This is a genomic window from Haloarcula sp. NS06 (assembly GCF_051122755.1).
In the GTDB taxonomy this organism is placed as follows: domain Archaea; phylum Halobacteriota; class Halobacteria; order Halobacteriales; family Haloarculaceae; genus Haloarcula.
The window spans coordinates 1145757-1161454 of record NZ_CP184844.1; the positions used below are offsets into that span (position 1 = coordinate 1145757).

The following is a 15698-nucleotide window of genomic DNA, read 5'->3' on the forward strand; positions in this document are numbered from 1 at the left end:
GCCGCAAGACGTGACTGACCTTTTGGTTCTGAAGCCCTCAGTGATGGTAATGTCATCCCAGCGCCCTCCGCGGCAGGGCTCGCGGACCACCAAGCAGTCAGCTGCGCCGAGGGACGGAGCGACGCCCGCGCTCGCCGTCGAGGGGTTGTCAAAGCAGTTCGGCAGCGGTGCCGACGCGGTGACGGCCGTCGACGACGTGTCGTTTCGCATCGAGCAAGGGACGGTCGTCGGCCTGCTGGGGCCTAACGGTGCGGGCAAGACAACGACAATAAAATCAATTCTCGGGCTGGTGTTGCCTGATTCCGGGAGGATTCAGGTTCAGGGTATCGACATGAGCGAGCACCCGCGAGCGGCCTACCGTCACGTCGACGGGATGCTTGAAGGGGCGCGAAACGACTACTGGCGGCTGACCGTCCGGGAGAACCTGCGCTATTTCTCGACCATCAAGGGCGTCAAGCCGGATGCCGTCGCCGACCGACACGAGCGCCTGCTGGCGAAACTTGACCTTCTGGAGAAGGCCGACGAGCCCGTTCGAGACCTTTCCCGCGGGATGAAACAGAAGGTGTCGCTGGCGAGTGTGCTGGCCAGCGAGTCCGATCTGGTGTTTCTCGACGAGCCGACGCTGGGACTGGATGTAGAAAGCTCGCTGACGCTACGGCGGGAACTGCGCCGCATCGTCGACGAGCGTGACCTCACGGCCGTCGTCAGCAGCCACGACATGGACGTCATCGAAGATGTCTGTGACCGGGTCATCATCATGAACGAGGGGAAGATTATCGCCGACGATAGCGTGCCGGCCGTGCTCGACCAGTTCACCGCAAACGCGTTCGCCGTCACCAGTCCCGACATCACCGATGGTCTGCTTGCGATCATCCGGGAGCGCTTCGAGGTGGTCGAGGTGACGAGCACCGAGCGGGGCCGGCGCGTCGAGGTAGCGACCGACAGCGACGGGTTCTATCGCCTGCTGGCCCTGTGCCGGGACCACGACGTGACGCTTTCAGCCGTCGGCACGGTTGAACCGGACCTGGAAGACGTGTTCGTCGAAATCACGGGGCAAGGACGATGAGGGAGGCGGGGCTAGGACGATGACCGCGAGCGCCGACACGCACGCGGACGACAGTGACGGTGCGAGCGGCCAGACCGTCGGGGCCGCCATGCAGGCGGGCTATCTCGACCTCGCGCGAGCGGTGCTGTACCGCGAGTATCTCATCTTCGTCCGCTATCCGGCCAACGCCGTCGGCGGCATCGTCATCTCGGTGTTCTTTTTCGGCCTGCTGTTCTACGGCGGCCGGATGCTTGCCGGGCAGGCAATAACGGATTCTATCGAGGGGATCATCGTCGGTTACTTCCTGTGGTCGCTTTCCGTCGGTGCGTACCAGGCAATCTCGAACGATATCGGGAGCGAGGCCCAGTGGGGAACGCTCGAACGGCACGTTATGACGCCGTTTGGCTTCGCGCCGGTCGCGTTCTGCAAGGGCGTCGCGAAAGTCGTCCGGACGTTCATTACCTCGACCGTCGTGCTGGCAGTGATGCTGGCGATTACCGGAACGACGCTCCAGTTGAACGTTCTCACCGTCGTCGTCGTCGCATCCCTGACTATTGCTTCCGTGCTGGGGCTTGGGTTCGCTGCCGGCGGTGTTGCGGTGCTGTACAAGCGTATCGGGAACTGGCTCAATCTGCTCCAGTTCGGGTTCATTGTCCTCATCTCCGCGCCAGTGTTCGAGCTCGGCTGGACGCGGGTCCTGCCACTGGCCCACGGAAGCGCGCTCCTCCAGCGGGCGATGGTCGACGGGACCCGGCTCTGGCAGTTCTCCGCTACCGACCTAGGCCTCCTCGTCGGTGTCCCGTCCGGCTACGTGTTGCTGGGCTACGTCGTGTTTCAGTACACGACCCGACGGGCCAGACGGCTCGGCGTACTCGGTGACTACTGACTGGCGTAGACAGGTGCTTTTACTTATGATGCCGATAATTTGATAGATAACACTGTCGCTCGGACTGCACACACAGCGCCGGGCGGTCTCTGCCCCGTACTCCAGCTATGGTCACTCGACACTTCTCAACGGAGCAACTTGTCCCCGCCGTCGCGACAGTCCTTGTTATTGGTGTTCTAACTATTTCGGCGTGGTCGCTCGTGGCCACGAGCGGCGGCACCGCCGACCACCCGCAGATCGATGCGGACGTCCAACAACGCTACGAGTCGATAGACGGTGTCAACGCGACCCAGACGACAGTCATCTCACGGAACGGGACGGTTGCAAGCCGAACGACCTACCACGCGACGCTCCAGCCGGGGACGGAGAGAAAGCGGCTCGTACCCATCAATAGTACGGCACAGGCGAGTAACGTGCGGATCTCGGACGGGTCAACGCTATGGCTGTACAACGGCCGTCGTGAAAGTGCGACACGAGTTCCCCTCCCCGAGACTGAGTCTGACAGGGGTGAACGGCTACAGCGCCTGTTCACGAAACTCGATGAGTCGAAAACGGACCCGCAGTCGGTTGAACCACTGCCTGTTGTCCCCCAGAGCGAACGGCGGCCAGTCAACTCGACCGAGGAGATGACCGTCCGCTACCGGGGCACGGAACCAGTTGACGGACGCGAAGCGTACGTCGTCCACGTGACGCCAAGAAATGAGACAAAAGCATACGAGCAAACAGTCTGGGTCGAAACACAGCGGTTCTTCCCGACAAAAAAGCGGACTGCCTGGACAGCAAATGGAAAGCACACAGTTGTGACGACGAGGTACGCGAACATCTCGTACGACACCGATGTGTCCAGTGACGCATTTTCCCCCGACTTCCCGGATGATACAACTGTCAGTGATCCGGAACCAGCAGATAGGAGGTTTTACTTGCGCTGCCAATTATGTGCTACATAATATTGTCGCTCAAACAGATCGAACGTAGCCGGACACTCCCCTGCGCCCGGTAGCCCGAGAGATGGTCACTCGACACCTCACATCGGAACGACTGGTGCTCACGATCGCGACAGTGGTCGTCGTTGGTGTGCTTGCTGTTGCGATATGGTCGCTCGCATTCGCGAGTACCGGGACCGCCGATCAGCCACAGATCGATGCGGACGTGCAGCAACGCTACGAGACGATAGACGGCGTCAACGCGACACAGACGACGACTATCACTCGGAACGGGACGGTCGCGAGTCGGACAACTTACAACGCCGTGCTCCAGCCGGGGACCGAGAAGAAACGGCTGGCAGTCGTCAACAGCACCGTCGAGCGATACGGTCTCCGAATATCAAACGGCTCGGCACTGTGGCTGTACGACCAGCGCCGCTCGAGGGCGACACGCATCTCTCTCAGCAGGACCGGGTCAGACCAAGGTGAGCGGCTACAGCGTCTCTTTGCGAATCTCAACATGGCCACACCGGGCGACACGACGAGCGACCCACAGTCAGTTGAGCCATTGCCTGTCGTTCCCCGCGGCGAGCAGCGGCCGACCGGATCGGCCGGTTCGATGACCGTCAGCTACCGCGGTACTGAATCACTCGATGGGCGTGAAGTGTATGTCATCCACGTGGCACCGAAAGATGGCACAGCGGCCTACGAGCAGACGGTATGGGTAGACACAGAGCAGTTTTTCCCGGTCAAAAAGCGCACTGCATGGACAGCCGACGGTGAGCGCACAGTCGTGACGACGGCGTACACCGACATCACCTACGATACCGGTGTGTCCGAAGACGTGTTTACCCCCAGCTTCCCGGACAACATGACTGTCACTGTCCCAGAGACGCCGGAAAGACAGACCTACGAGTCGGTTGGTGCCCTCAAAGCCGACACCGAGATTCAGGTTCCGGAGCCCGACATCCCGCCGGGATACGAACTGACCTATGCGACACAGACACAGGGACGGGTCCACAGCGTCGGCCTCCGCTACATGAACCGGACCAGTCTGATCACTGTTGCTAAGTACGACCGGCCGGGTGTCGGGGACAACGCCAGCGAAGGGGTAACAATCGACGGGCAGCCAGCACAGGTCAGCTACGGGCTGACAACATCAGTGTCGTGGAGTTGTGAACGCTACCGGTACACGATTCGCGGTGAGGGCGTGTCCGCGGACCGACTCATCACAATCGGTCAGTCAGTCGGTTGTCCCAGCGGCAAGTGAACAGCCACGCTGGCATATCAAGCCGCCGTTTTCTGGGTCAGAAGTTCGACTGCACGTTATATTATGGAACCCCTCCTTGCTTTGAGTGCAGCGGCCCTAACAACACCGTGCCACCAACGCCCTCCGGTGATGGCCGCTGTCTGTCCACCACACTGCCCTAGGGTTCCCCGGGCTGCCACCCCGGGAAGGAATGTGGGCCAGGCCGCCTGCAAACTGGTCCCCCACCGTGCCCCACCTTTGCCCGAAGGCGATGCCCTGACTGCGCCGGTCCCCGCTGACACTGCGCCCTTCTCTACCGCGACTGACTTCTGACTCGGAAACTGACAGGACCTTTTATTCGGGGACGGGACGTTGGTCCAGTACGTGAGTGAGGACCCGGCCGTGGGCGACATCCTCGACCTGCTCAGTGACGAGTACGCCCGGGACATCCTCGCAGCAACGAGTGTCAAACCCATGTCCGCGAAACAGCTCGCCGACCAGTGTGAGATGTCACAACCGACCGTGTACAGACGGGTCGAGTGGCTTCAGGAGTACGGCCTCATCGAGGAACAGACCCAGATAGAGACGGGCGGCAACGACTACAGCGTGTTCGCTGCCACGCTCTCGGAGTTCTCACTGGCGCTTGCTGACGGTGATTTCGAAACCGAAATAGAGCGGGCCGAACCGCCGGCGTTCCCGGGACAGGACGAACAGGACACCGCGGACCGATTCACAAAAATGTGGGAGAATCTCTGATATGGTCGCCATAGAGACGCTCATGAACTGGCTCATCACCGCCCTGGCGTTTGGCTCGACTGTACTGGGTGGGTACGTCGGCTACCAAGCCTATCGGGGGTATCGGCGGCACAACAGCCGCGCGATGCAGTACCTCTCGCTCGGACTGTTCTGTCTCACGGCGGTAGCCTTCGTTGTCGCGTTCGCCGGCTCAGTCCTCCTTCGCCAGGGCCTGCTCCCCAGTCAGTTCCAGCAACCGCTGACACTCGTCACCCGTGCCTTCCAGTTCGTCGGCGTCCTCTTTATCGCGTACTCGCTTCACTCGCGGGAGTGAGGTTCCGGGTGGTCTGCCGGGTTGGCCACGCACTTCAACGCCGAACATCTCAAGTCTATCCGGTCGGAAGCTGTACCTATGGCACAGACGCCGGAGGGACGGCCGACAGTCCGTATCGACGGGGCTGACCCGCTATTGGTTCCATGGGACGTGGCACCCGAACAGCTCCCGTTCGATGTCGTCCGCGGGCCGGTCGCGTTCGAGTGTGCCTCCGGCGACCGGATTGAACGAAAGTACACCGGCATCAAGGTGTTCGATCTGCTGGAGGCGGCGTCGATGCCCGGCGATACGACCCACGTCCAGTTCGAATCGGCAAACGGCGACCTGGCGTGTATCCCGCTTGCCGACCTCAACGGCGCGGTCCTCGCGCTGGGCGACGGACCCGGGACTGAGCCGGGGCGACCGCGGTTCGTCTCGCCCCACGTGCTCGGCCCGCGAACCGTGAAGAACATCTGCCGACTGCGGCCGCGGACGCTCGCCGCCGGCGCTGATCGTGAAGCCTACGAGCGGCTCCCGCTGGACGGCTGACGCTGGACAGCGGGCTATTCCAGCAGGCCGATATCCTTTGCCAGACGGTCGGCGAGTTCTTCCAGTACGTCGGGGTCGACCTCGGCGACCGGGTCGCCGTCGTGAAGTTGCTCGTTGTGGCGCGCGACGGCGTCCTCGACGTCCTCGAACGCGACCGATGTCCGTGTCCCACAGGCCTCACACACGACCGGAATTTCGGGCTGGTCGGTTGTCATTGGCGGCAGTTTCGTTCGCTCCCCGATAAACGGACCGGAGCGTTCGCCAGACACGCACCCGTACTCACTCTAGAACGCTTTTCGGCCGTTTAAGATAGAACGCCTGCTCAGTGACGCGTTCGTACACCGCATACAGCGTCTCGACTGCGGCCGGGTCGGGGTCGAACTGCAGATGCGGGGCCATGTGGTACGCCTTGCAACTGGTCAGGAAGAAGTACAGCGTCCGGTGGTGGGCCGGCGTCGCGTCGATGACGCCCATCGATTGCTCGCCCAGATCGCCGGAAAAGTCGTTGAGCAGGGCCGCGATGTCGTCGTTCAGCTGCTCGTCCGGGCGGGTGAGCGGCGCACCGAGGGCCTGCTGGAGGAACTCGCTCGTCGCCCGCAGGAAGGGGTTCGAATCCATACCCGTCGGGTCCACGGCGCTGAACGCATCGTACAGGTCAAGCAGCGCAGTCAGTTCGTCGTCAGTCAACGCGATGGGTTTGACGGGGTCACCCTGCGGGAGCGAGTAGTCCGGGAAGGAGTGCGACTGCGGGTCCGGTACCTGCCCGAACACGGTATCGAGACTCATGGGGGCAGTTCGGTCGGCGGCGGCCTAACTGTTGGGTGGGAAACCCCTCCGATTCAGTCAGCCGAGACCCTCAGAAAACGGGGAATCATAGCTCACTAGCCCTGCTCGTTCAGTTGCTCGACGAGACTGATACCGTAGGTAGTCCGTAGCACCGTGCTGGCGTCGCCGGCCTCGTACACCAAGTCGTCTCTCGAACTGACGTGGTCGAGCACATCGGGCGAGGAATGCGCGGGGGCGGCGGCGATACCGGCGTCGTTCTCGTCGACCCAGCGCATCACCCGCAGGTCGCTCTTGCTGTCACCCATCACGAGCGCGAACGGGTCGTCGATGCCCAGCACGTCGAAGGCTTCCTCGACGCCGGCTGACTTGTCCAGTTCGAGGCTCACGAGTTCGGCCGCGTCGCCCTCGTAGTAGCCCAGGTCAACGCGTTTGAGGATGTCGCGGAACGCCTCGGGCGCGTCGTCGATGTCGGCATCGGTCGACAGGTCGCCAGCCTCCAGCACGGCGAGAATCTCCGGGTCACGGCTGAAGTAGGCCCGTGCGTAGCCTGCAGGGTCGTCGACCGCGGTGTCAACCTGTCCAGCGATGGCGTTGCCGACCAGCCCGCAGAGGTAGCGGAGGGACTCGTCGATGATTTCGACGGCGTTGTCGCTGCCGACCTCGGCGTTGGGTTTCAGCGTAACGTTGAATTCGTTGCCCTGGAGATGGCAGCGCTTGCCGACGGCGTCGGGGGCTTCCGAGAGGACCCGCCGGCGGACAGCCTCGAACACGTCCACGACTGCATCGTCGAGGCGTTCATACAGGAGTCGCTTGGTGTTCTGGCCGTGCTTGGGCGTGAATACCCCGTTGCCGGACTCGTAGACGATGCTCATCTGCCCGGAAGAGACGAGGTCGTTACCCAGCCCCTGTATCATGAACCCCTTAACGTTCTCCAGGGTCTGGCCGGTACAGACGACGATAGGGATGCCTGCTTCGTGAAACTGGGTCAGAAGATACAGCGTATCGCGGGGGATTTCGTTGTCGGTGTCGCCGGCCGACCGGAGCGTCTCGTCGACATCCAGCACGAGCACATTCACTGATCGGTCGTACTTCGAGTAGAGGTCGAGCGCGGTGAAGGCCTCGTCGCGGGTCAGCCGAGCTGCGATTTCCGCGTAGGTTTCGCCGGTCCCGGGAAACTCGTCAGCGATATCGGATTTGAGGGCGTCGAGGCGGTCACTGGCGGTTTCCCACTGTTCCAGCGCAACGGTCGAACTGAGCGGGGGAAACAGGTCGACGAACTCCTGATAGCCGCGCAGCGTCGTCGTGTCTACGCTCTTGTAGAGGCGGTAAAGTTGGTCGTATTGTTCCATGTCGAGGTCCACAGGATAGTGGCGACTGACGGCGAGCGTACTTTAGCTATCGGGTTTGTGGTCCTCACACACGACAAAAAACAGCTGGTTTGCCAACACCGTGACGGGGATGCGCCGCTGCTACGCCTCGTCGCCGCCGTCGGTCAGCACCTCGGTTTCGGGCGCCTCCTCGTTGAGGAAGGATGGGAGTTCCTCCTCGTCCTCGTCAGTTGCCTCGTCGTCCGTCGTCGCTTCGGTCCAGGAGCGTTCTCTGTGGTGGCACATGGGTCAACACCGTGCGAGGCTCAGGACTGTGTTGTGTTAACTATTTTCATGACTGTACTGATAGGCGCAGTCGAGGGCAGACAGTATCAAGTCGCTCCGACCGTTAGCCGGTGGCAATCACATGCGGAGGCACGTATGACCGATATCCAGCGACTCGACGACCAGACCGTCGAACGCATCGCGGCCGGCGAGGTGGTCGAGCGGCCGGCCTCCGTCGTCAAGGAACTGGTCGAGAACGCGATCGATGCCGACGCGAGCCGGGTCGACGTGGTTGTCGAAGCCGGCGGAACCGACGGAATTCGCGTCACGGACGACGGCGTCGGGATGGGTCGCGAGGCTGTCGAGACGGCCGTCAAGGAACACACCACGTCGAAGATCCGCGATATCGCAGATCTGGAAGGCGGCGTGGGAACGCTCGGATTCCGCGGCGAGGCCCTGCACGCGATCGGGGCGGTCTCACGGCTGACGATCCGGACCAGACCCCGCGGCGGCGATGTGGGAACCGAACTGGTGCTCGAAGGTGGTGACGTCACGTCAGTCGGCCCCGCCGGCTGTCCAGAGGGGACGACAATGGCGGTCGAGGACCTCTTCTATAACGTCCCGGCCCGCCGGAAGTACCTCAAACAGGAGTCAACGGAGTTTGCACACGTCAACACCGTCGTTGCCAGTTACGCGCTGGCGAACCCGGACGTGGCCGTCTCGCTGACCCACGGCGACCGTGAGACGTTCTCGACGACCGGCCAGGGCGACTTGCGTGAGACGGTGATGTCTGTCTACGGCCGGGAGGTGGCCGAGTCGATGATCTCGGTCGGTGCGGGTTCAGGAGCGAACGCGGAGGGGGACGGGACGGACAGTTTCCCAGACGGACCGCTCGACGGCGTCTACGGCCTCGTGTCACACCCCGAAACGAACCGCGCCGGCCGCGAGTACCTCTCGACGTACGTCAACAGTCGCTACGTCAGGGCCGGCACCGTCCGGGACGCCGTTATCGATGCCTACGGTACCCAGATCGCACCGGACCGCTACCCCTTCGCTGTCCTCTTTCTGGACGTTCCCGCAGGCGACGTGGACGTGAACGTCCATCCCCGGAAAATGGAGGTCCGCTTTGCCGACGACGAGGGCGTTCGGGAACAGGTTCGGACTGCAGTCGAGGATGCGCTGTTGCGGGAGGGGCTGCTGCGCTCAACAGCGCCGCGTGGCCGGTCAGCACCCGAGCAGACGGAAATAACGCCGGAATCAGATGGAACGTCCGATAGCGAGGAGCAGGCGGACTCGAACGGCCGAGATGCCGGAGACGAAGCAACAACGTCGGGACAGACAGCCACCACCGCAGCGGAGAATAGTGCTGAGGCACCAGCACAGGAGCCAGAGACTGCGCCTACAGCCCGACCGGATAGTACCCAGACGGAGACAGGGGATCGCCAGTCAGCCGACACAGCCCCATCAGTTCAATCAGCAGATACGAAACAGTCCTCTGAAACCAGAACAACGGACGGTACGTCAAGCGAATCTGAGACTACTCAGACGGGGGGCATCGTTTCGGGTGGAGATAGTGACGGTGGACACCCTGACGCGTCTGCAGCGGGCCAGACAGAGACAGAGCGCGGGGAGCGGAAGTTCACCGGCGGACAGGAGCAGGCACGTCTCGGCGACGAGCCGGAGGCGACCCACGAGTCGCTGCCCTCGATGCGGATTCTCGGACAGTTAGCCGACACCTACGTCGTTGCGGAGACGGACGATGGCCTCGTGCTGGTCGACCAGCACGCGGCCGACGAGCGGGTCAACTACGAACGGCTCAAGGCTAAGTTCGAAGGCGAAACGACGACACAGGCACTTGCTAACCCTGTCGAACTTGAACTGACCGCCCGCGAAGCTGAGGTGTTCGACCGGCGCAGCGACGCGCTGGCGAGTCTGGGGTTCCACACGGCACGCACAGGTGAGCGAAGCGTCGAGGTCCGGACCCTCCCGGGCGTCATCGCCGACGCGGCCGGGCCGGATATCGTCAGGGACGTGCTCGGTGCGTTCGTCGCCGGCGACGACGAAGCGGCGGCGACAGTCGAAGCGGCGGCCGACGAACTGCTCGGCGATCTGGCATGTTACCCCTCTGTGACCGGGAACACGTCGCTGACGGAGGGGTCCGTCCGGGAGCTACTCGCCGCGCTGGACGAGTGTGAGAACCCCTACGCGTGTCCACACGGACGACCGACGGTCATTCACATCGACCGGCAAGAACTCGAAGACAGGTTCGAGCGTGATTACCCCGGGCACGGCGGTCGGCGACGATAGCGAGGGAGGACGGCCCGTCCCTGGCACAGCAGTCGATACAGCCGATTAAACTAAACCTCCGTCTCCCGATGCACGCGGTATGTCACTCGTAACGTTCGGTGAGACTGCTCTCAGATTTGCCCCTCCAAGCGGACAGCGGTTCGAAACAGCCCGCGAGGCGTCGATTCGGGTCGACGGGACCGCAAGCGGGGTTGCGGCGACGGCCGGCCGACTCGGGGCCGACACACGGTGGCTATCGAAGGTTCCGGACACACCACTGGGGCGGCGCGTCGTCGCGGAGCTCCACGAGTTCGGGCTGGAGACGGACGTTGTCTGGGCAGACCCGGACGCCGGACGGCAGGGGCTCACGTTCCACGAGGACGCGGACCCACCCCGTGCCGAGCGGCTGCTACAGGACCGCAGCAACACCGCGATGGCGACGCTGACCCCCGGCGAGCTGCCGATGGGCGAGATACAGAACGCGGACGTGGTGTTCACTTCGGGCGCAACCCTCTCACTGTCTGACACAGCCGCCGACACGACGGGAGCGTTGCTCAGAGCGGCCGCAGGGATGCGGGCATTCGATCTCGATTTCCATCCCGGGCTGTGGGACGCCGAGGATGCCCAGGACGCGCTTGCAGACCTGCTGCCGGCCGTCGATACCCTCTTTGCCGCCGAAGAGCAGGTTTCCGCAGTGTTTGACACGACAGGGAGTCCGCGCGAAGTCGTGCACACGCTCGCAACGGAGTACGATCTCACCCGCGTGATTCTCACTCGGAGCGAGTACGGCGCGGTGGCCTATCACGACGGCGTCATTCACGAGCAGGATGCCATCGAGACGTCCGCAGTGGACGAAGCAGGACAGCACGAGGCCTTCATCGGTGCAACGCTCCAGCAACTGGCCGCCGGTGCTGACACGGACGAAGCGCTGCTCCATGGTGTCGCGGCAGCAGCGCTGTCTCGAACAATGTCCGGACCGTTGACCCCACTCGAACCGTCTGAAGTTGAGCGGCTCGTCGATTCACAGCAGTCCAGACGGCCGTAGAGGCCAAGACTCGGACTGTTTTAACAATTGTAGCGCTGACACTGCTGGTCGGAGTCGGAGTGGTGGGGGAACAACTACTGGGTAGTCACCGGTGATACGCACCGACGTTCTGGCGATGACTGCGCTGCTCGCGGTGACTCTCCTCGCACACCGACGGCGCTAACGGGACGTTTTTCCCCACGAGGGCCGCATACCCGTACAATGACTGTTCTCGAGTCCGTTCACGAGGCCCACGAAGCGACGTTCAGGGAGGTCGGTGGTCGGCAGGTCGTCGACAACTACGGGCGACCGGAGCGGACCCACCGCGCGGTTCGGAACGTCGTCGGCGCGATGGAGTACGGCTACGGCGTCATCGTCGTCACCGGCGAGGACCGCGTCGACTACGTTGACAACGCCGTCTCGAACCGCGTGCCAGACGAGGACGGCGCAGGCTGTTACGCGCTCTTGCTTGACCCCGATGGTCGCATCGACACGGACATGTATGTGTACAACGCCGGCGAGCGCCTGCTCGTGTTCACGCCGCCCCAGAAGGCCGAGGAACTGGCCGCGGAGTGGGCGGATAAAACGTTCATTCAGGACGTCGAGTTCGAGGAAGCGACTGACGACTTCGCCGTCTTCGGCGTCCACGGGCCGAAAGCGACAGAGAAAATCGCCAGCGTCCTCCACCAGACCGGCACCCCGCCGGCACCGCTGACCTTCGAGCGGGGCGAACTCGGCGACGCAGGCGTCTCCGTCATCCGGACGGACGACCTCACTGGCGAGGAGAGCTACGACGTGGTCTGTAGCGCCGACGACGCCGAGGCTGTCTTTGACACGCTGGTCAACCGCGGGCTCAACGCCGTCCCCTTCGGCTACCAGACCTGGGAGACGCTGACCCTTGAGGCCGGGACGCCCCTGTTCGACACCGAAATCGAGGGCGCGCTCCCGAACGACCTTGGCCTGCGGAACGCCCTGGACTTCGAGAAGGGCTGTTACGTCGGTCAGGAGGTCGTCTCCCGTATCGAGAACCGGGGCCACCCCACGCAGCGATTGGTCGGTCTCGCCGTCGAGGCGTGCCCGGACCCCGGTGCTGCGGTGTTCGCCGGCGACGAGCACGTCGGCGACGTGACCCGCGCCGCACAGAGCCCGATGCGGGAAGCCCCGATTGCACTGGCGAACCTCAGCTGGGACCGACCCGACGAAGCGTTGAAAATCCGCATCGACGGTGAGCCGGTCAGCGCCCAGCAGGTCGACCTGCCCTTTATCGACGGCTCGGCGCAGTCGGCGCGGCTGCCGACCTACGAGTAGCGAGGATTACTCCAGTTCGATAGCGGCCCGCCCGCTGGTCGCACTCCTTATCCGGTCTCGCAGTTCGCTGCCCTCAACAGTAGGGACTCGAACGTCGAAGACGACCTCGGCTTCGTAGTCAGCCTCGAATTCCACGCCCGCGGATTCGAGCAGGCTCCGAACACTGCCCGAGTCGTCGTAGGCGACGGTCACAGTGAACTGCTCGTGGGGAACTTCCTCGACGACACCAGCGTCGTCAACGCCGTCCTTCACCGCTCGGGAGTACGCACTGGCGAGGCCGCCGACACCGAGGTTCGTCCCGCCGTAGTACCGCGTGACGACGGCGACAATGTTCTCAATGTCACGCTGCTGGAGGACGTTCAGCGCGGGGTCGCCGGCGCTGCCGCTTGGTTCGCCATCGTCACTGGAATACTCCCGGAAGGGATCGGATCGGACGCGGTAGGCGGGGACGTTGTGGGTCGCATCGGCGTACTCCTCTCCGACGGCGTCGACGAACGCCTCGGCGTCTTCGACGGTTGTCGCTGGGGCGACGTGGCCGATGAACTCCGAACCCCGCACCTCGAAGCGCGCCTCGCCGCGGCCCGGAACGGTCCGATAGCTGTCCGTCACGGGCCGGCGTACGCCCGGCGGCGGAATAGCGTTTGTCGTTCGCTCCCTGCGTGTGGCATAAAATCAGTCCGCCTCGTCGCCAGCCTGTCGCGACCCCCAGACCCTTTTTTCCAGCAGTTTGACCCGCATTCCGTCTCGAACCTGCAGCTGACAGGAGAGCCGGGGGTAGCCAAATCGGTCGGCGAGGTCGTCGTGCCAGTGATCGGGATCAGGCGGTTCGGCGAGACGGACGCCGCAAGTGGCACAGATGCCGCGGCCGCCGCAGTTGACTCGCTTGGCGTAGCGGCCGTGTGGCGAGAGGTCGGCATCGAGAAGCACATCACGGAGGACAGCCCCACGCTCGGCGGTGAGTTCGTGGGTCTCGCCGGTAGGCGTCTCGACGGTGAGCGTTGCCGGCATTATGCTAGTTCGATAGTCCGAACGAACGCCAGTCGACGGATTTCGTTGATGAGGTCGCCGGGGAGTTCCTCGTCGGTGATGACGTACAGTTTCGGTTCATCGGTGAACTCAGGGTCTTCGCTCAGGACCTGCCGGATAGAGATACCGTGGTTGGCAATAGCCGACGTGACAGTCGAAACAATGCCGGACTCGTCGGCGGCCCGGACGGTGACAGTCACCGCGTGCAAGTCGAGCACCGGCGCGAGGTCAAGCAGGCTCGGCACAGAGGAGATATTTCGGAAGATACGCCGCAGGTCGTCGTCGGCGAGAATCGCGTCCGTCGTGGCGTTGACTACCCGGCGGTCGACGTCGGCCTCGCGGGCGATACCCGTGTTCGGGATCTCGATGCCGCCGGAGACGACGCGGCCGTCCTCGTTGACCGAGAACCCCCGTTCCAGCAACAAGCGGATGACGTCCTGCTGGCCGGGAGAGTCCTCGAATTTCTGCATAATCTCATCGAACATACGGAGTGGTGGACGTGAGGCCACTAATCGGTGCCGGCAGCAGTTGAAATAGGGGCGGGCCCGCGTTGCAGTCGACTATAGCTCGCCTTTCGTACTCGCCACGTCGGACCGGCGCTCGTCGATCCGGGTTGCGTCGTCAAGCGCCCGGGCCAGGCCCTTGAACAGCGCCTCTATCTCGTGGTGGGCGTTCTCGCCGTCGACACCGCAGTGCAGCGTTAGCCCGGCGTTCATCGCCAGCGAGCGACAGAAATGCTGGGCCATGTGGCTGGTCATCCCGCCGACAGAAGCCTGTGAGAACTCGCCGTCGAACGCGAAGTACGGGCGGCCGGAGATATCGACGACGACGCTCGCAACGGCCTCGTCAAGCGGGACCTTGCAGTCGGCGAATCGGCGGATGCCGCGCTTATCGTCCAGCGCCTCGGTAAACGCCTCGCCGAGCGTGATGGCGACATCCTCGACGGTGTGGTGGTCGTCGATGTCCAGATCGCCGTCACACTGCACGGTCAGGTCGAACAGCCCGTGCGTCGAGAACGAGTCGAGCATGTGGTCGAAAAAGCCGATGCCGGTGTCGATGGTGCTGTCGCCGTCGCCGTCAACGTCAAGCGTGACCTCGATGTCTGTCTCGGCCGTCGTCCGCGTGACGGCTGCCGTCCGGTCAGTCATACTTCACACGTATCAGGCCGCGTATTTGTGGATTGCGTCCGGTCACTCGGTCTGTTCGTCGAGCAGCGCCAGCAATCGGTCGGTCACCGCCGGCGCGTGCTCGATGAAACAGCAGTGGCGACCCTCGACAGCTTCTCCGGTGCCGCGGGGGAGGTCGGCCGAAAGCGACTGAACGGCCTCCGGCGACACAACGGGGTCGTCCAGCCCGTAGTACACCTCGGCAGGCTGGGTGATTTCGTACAGCGGCGGCGCGTCGAAGGTCGCCATTGCGTCGGCCTGCGCATCGCGGGCCGCGCCGGTCGCGTCCTCGTCGGCGCGCCAGTCCGCAATTCGCTCCATGAGGTCCGGATCGTGTTCGCGGAACGCCGGCGAGAACGCGCCGTCGAGCGACGACGGGGCATCGAGTGCAAGCGCGTCGAGTGCGTCCCGCTCAATCGCATCGCCAGATCCGGCCGTGCAGTACAGCGTCAGCGAGCGGGCGCGGCTGTACTGGTGGGCATACTGGAGCGCGACCATCCCACCGAGGCCGGCCCCGACGAGGTGTGCGCTCCCGACGCCGTGATCGGCCAGCACGGCTTCGAGGTCAGCCGCCAGCGTTTCCACATCGTATGGTCCCGCGGGCGCGTCCGACCGGCCGGTCCCACGGAGGTCCCACACCACCGTCTCATATGGGCCGGCGATAGCGTCGTAGTGCCAGCCCCAGAGCCACGCGCCGTACCCCACGTCGTTGATGAATACGACGGTCGGGCCGTCGCCGTCGGCTTCGTAGTAGAGAGACACGTCACGGTTGCGTGCGGTCGGCATTGGCTGTCGGTTCCTTCGCCGATG

At 63.6% G+C, this 15698-nt stretch carries 19 protein-coding genes; 10 read left to right on the plus strand and 9 right to left on the minus strand.

Features of this window, described 5'->3' with window-relative positions:
- The first annotated feature begins 49 nt into the window (after positions 1–49).
- From ACODNH_RS09645 to ACODNH_RS09675, 7 genes are all read left to right on the plus strand, one after another.
- Positions 50–1066, plus strand: a complete 1017-nt coding sequence (locus ACODNH_RS09645) for an ABC transporter ATP-binding protein (RefSeq protein ID WP_306709734.1) — start codon at positions 50–52, stop codon at positions 1064–1066.
- A 19-nt stretch (positions 1067–1085) separates the two neighbouring features.
- Positions 1086–1931, plus strand: coding sequence for an ABC transporter permease (locus tag ACODNH_RS09650; protein ID WP_306709736.1), 846 nt, complete (start codon positions 1086–1088; stop codon positions 1929–1931).
- A 107-nt stretch (positions 1932–2038) separates the two neighbouring features.
- Positions 2039–2878, plus strand: a complete 840-nt coding sequence (locus ACODNH_RS09655; RefSeq protein WP_306709738.1) for a LolA family protein — start codon at positions 2039–2041, stop codon at positions 2876–2878.
- Positions 2879–2939: 61 nt separating this feature from the next.
- Positions 2940–4124, plus strand: coding sequence for a LolA family protein (locus ACODNH_RS09660; protein ID WP_306709740.1), 1185 nt, complete (start codon positions 2940–2942; stop codon positions 4122–4124).
- 363 nt (positions 4125–4487) lie between these two features.
- Positions 4488–4859, plus strand: a complete 372-nt coding sequence (locus tag ACODNH_RS09665; protein WP_049909028.1) for an ArsR/SmtB family transcription factor — start codon at positions 4488–4490, stop codon at positions 4857–4859.
- A gap of 1 nt (position 4860) precedes the next feature.
- Positions 4861–5172, plus strand: a complete 312-nt coding sequence (locus tag ACODNH_RS09670; protein ID WP_306709744.1) for a DUF7521 family protein — start codon at positions 4861–4863, stop codon at positions 5170–5172.
- Between the two features lie 78 nt (positions 5173–5250).
- Complete coding sequence (locus ACODNH_RS09675; protein ID WP_306709746.1) at positions 5251–5700, plus strand: hypothetical protein; 450 nt, start codon at positions 5251–5253, stop codon at positions 5698–5700.
- 14 nt (positions 5701–5714) lie between these two features.
- Here the strand turns inward: ACODNH_RS09675 and ACODNH_RS09680 are convergent, their stop codons facing one another.
- From ACODNH_RS09680 to ACODNH_RS09695, 4 genes are all read right to left on the minus strand, one after another.
- Entirely contained in the window at positions 5715–5915 is a 201-nt protein-coding gene (locus tag ACODNH_RS09680) for a hypothetical protein (RefSeq protein WP_004959541.1), read from the minus strand.
- Between the two features lie 64 nt (positions 5916–5979).
- Positions 5980–6486 carry a hypothetical protein gene (locus ACODNH_RS09685; protein WP_434531296.1) on the minus strand — a complete coding sequence of 169 codons (507 nt, stop codon included), beginning with the start codon at positions 6484–6486 and terminating at the stop codon, positions 5980–5982.
- A 95-nt stretch (positions 6487–6581) separates the two neighbouring features.
- Entirely contained in the window at positions 6582–7847 is a 1266-nt protein-coding gene (locus ACODNH_RS09690) for an HAD family hydrolase (RefSeq protein ID WP_306709752.1), read from the minus strand.
- A gap of 108 nt (positions 7848–7955) precedes the next feature.
- The gene (locus ACODNH_RS09695) at positions 7956–8099 is read right to left on the minus strand and encodes a hypothetical protein (RefSeq protein WP_306709754.1); all 144 of its coding nucleotides are present in this window, start codon (positions 8097–8099) and stop codon (positions 7956–7958) included.
- Between the two features lie 135 nt (positions 8100–8234).
- Between ACODNH_RS09695 and mutL the strand changes: the two genes are divergently transcribed.
- From mutL to ACODNH_RS09710, 3 genes are all read left to right on the plus strand, one after another.
- Positions 8235–10385 carry a DNA mismatch repair endonuclease MutL gene (gene mutL / locus ACODNH_RS09700; RefSeq protein ID WP_434531297.1) on the plus strand — a complete coding sequence of 717 codons (2151 nt, stop codon included), beginning with the start codon at positions 8235–8237 and terminating at the stop codon, positions 10383–10385.
- 79 nt (positions 10386–10464) lie between these two features.
- Entirely contained in the window at positions 10465–11409 is a 945-nt protein-coding gene (locus tag ACODNH_RS09705) for a sugar kinase (protein WP_434531298.1), read from the plus strand.
- A 201-nt stretch (positions 11410–11610) separates the two neighbouring features.
- Positions 11611–12696 carry an aminomethyltransferase family protein gene (locus ACODNH_RS09710; RefSeq protein WP_306709761.1) on the plus strand — a complete coding sequence of 362 codons (1086 nt, stop codon included), beginning with the start codon at positions 11611–11613 and terminating at the stop codon, positions 12694–12696.
- 6 nt (positions 12697–12702) lie between these two features.
- Here the strand turns inward: ACODNH_RS09710 and ACODNH_RS09715 are convergent, their stop codons facing one another.
- The 5 genes from ACODNH_RS09715 to ACODNH_RS09735 form a co-directional block, all read right to left on the minus strand.
- Positions 12703–13305, minus strand: coding sequence for an IMPACT family protein (locus ACODNH_RS09715; protein WP_306709763.1), 603 nt, complete (start codon positions 13303–13305; stop codon positions 12703–12705).
- A 63-nt stretch (positions 13306–13368) separates the two neighbouring features.
- Positions 13369–13704: a 2Fe-2S iron-sulfur cluster binding domain-containing protein gene (locus ACODNH_RS09720; protein WP_306709766.1), complete on the minus strand. Its 336-nt coding sequence runs from the start codon at positions 13702–13704 to the stop codon at positions 13369–13371.
- Positions 13704–14207: an ACT domain-containing protein gene (locus ACODNH_RS09725; protein ID WP_306709768.1), complete on the minus strand. Its 504-nt coding sequence runs from the start codon at positions 14205–14207 to the stop codon at positions 13704–13706. The genes ACODNH_RS09720 and ACODNH_RS09725 overlap by 1 nt, the downstream gene beginning before the upstream one ends.
- A gap of 75 nt (positions 14208–14282) precedes the next feature.
- Positions 14283–14870 carry an imidazoleglycerol-phosphate dehydratase HisB gene (gene hisB / locus ACODNH_RS09730; protein ID WP_306709770.1) on the minus strand — a complete coding sequence of 196 codons (588 nt, stop codon included), beginning with the start codon at positions 14868–14870 and terminating at the stop codon, positions 14283–14285.
- A gap of 42 nt (positions 14871–14912) precedes the next feature.
- Complete coding sequence (locus tag ACODNH_RS09735; protein ID WP_434531299.1) at positions 14913–15674, minus strand: alpha/beta fold hydrolase; 762 nt, start codon at positions 15672–15674, stop codon at positions 14913–14915.
- Positions 15675–15698 lie beyond the last annotated feature (24 nt).

What these genes read in the sequence shown, in the direction of transcription:
- ACODNH_RS09670 (WP_306709744.1), top strand. Translation starts at nt 4,861, where the DNA reads ATGGTCGCCATAGAGACGCTCATGAACTGGCTCATCACCGCCCTGGCG.
- ACODNH_RS09705 (WP_434531298.1), top strand. Translation starts at nt 10,465, where the DNA reads ATGTCACTCGTAACGTTCGGTGAGACTGCTCTCAGATTTGCCCCTCCA.
- ACODNH_RS09675 (WP_306709746.1), top strand. Translation starts at nt 5,251, where the DNA reads ATGGCACAGACGCCGGAGGGACGGCCGACAGTCCGTATCGACGGGGCT.
- ACODNH_RS09655 (WP_306709738.1), top strand. Translation starts at nt 2,039, where the DNA reads ATGGTCACTCGACACTTCTCAACGGAGCAACTTGTCCCCGCCGTCGCG.
- ACODNH_RS09735 (WP_434531299.1), bottom strand. Translation starts at nt 15,674, where the DNA reads ATGCCGACCGCACGCAACCGTGACGTGTCTCTCTACTACGAAGCCGAC.
- ACODNH_RS09720 (WP_306709766.1), bottom strand. Translation starts at nt 13,704, where the DNA reads ATGCCGGCAACGCTCACCGTCGAGACGCCTACCGGCGAGACCCACGAA.
- ACODNH_RS09695 (WP_306709754.1), bottom strand. Translation starts at nt 8,099, where the DNA reads ATGTGCCACCACAGAGAACGCTCCTGGACCGAAGCGACGACGGACGAC.
- hisB (WP_306709770.1), bottom strand. Translation starts at nt 14,870, where the DNA reads ATGACTGACCGGACGGCAGCCGTCACGCGGACGACGGCCGAGACAGAC.
- ACODNH_RS09650 (WP_306709736.1), top strand. Translation starts at nt 1,086, where the DNA reads ATGACCGCGAGCGCCGACACGCACGCGGACGACAGTGACGGTGCGAGC.
- ACODNH_RS09685 (WP_434531296.1), bottom strand. Translation starts at nt 6,486, where the DNA reads ATGAGTCTCGATACCGTGTTCGGGCAGGTACCGGACCCGCAGTCGCAC.
- ACODNH_RS09660 (WP_306709740.1), top strand. Translation starts at nt 2,940, where the DNA reads ATGGTCACTCGACACCTCACATCGGAACGACTGGTGCTCACGATCGCG.
- ACODNH_RS09680 (WP_004959541.1), bottom strand. Translation starts at nt 5,915, where the DNA reads ATGACAACCGACCAGCCCGAAATTCCGGTCGTGTGTGAGGCCTGTGGG.
- mutL (WP_434531297.1), top strand. Translation starts at nt 8,235, where the DNA reads ATGACCGATATCCAGCGACTCGACGACCAGACCGTCGAACGCATCGCG.
- ACODNH_RS09645 (WP_306709734.1), top strand. Translation starts at nt 50, where the DNA reads ATGTCATCCCAGCGCCCTCCGCGGCAGGGCTCGCGGACCACCAAGCAG.
- ACODNH_RS09725 (WP_306709768.1), bottom strand. Translation starts at nt 14,207, where the DNA reads ATGTTCGATGAGATTATGCAGAAATTCGAGGACTCTCCCGGCCAGCAG.
- ACODNH_RS09710 (WP_306709761.1), top strand. Translation starts at nt 11,611, where the DNA reads ATGACTGTTCTCGAGTCCGTTCACGAGGCCCACGAAGCGACGTTCAGG.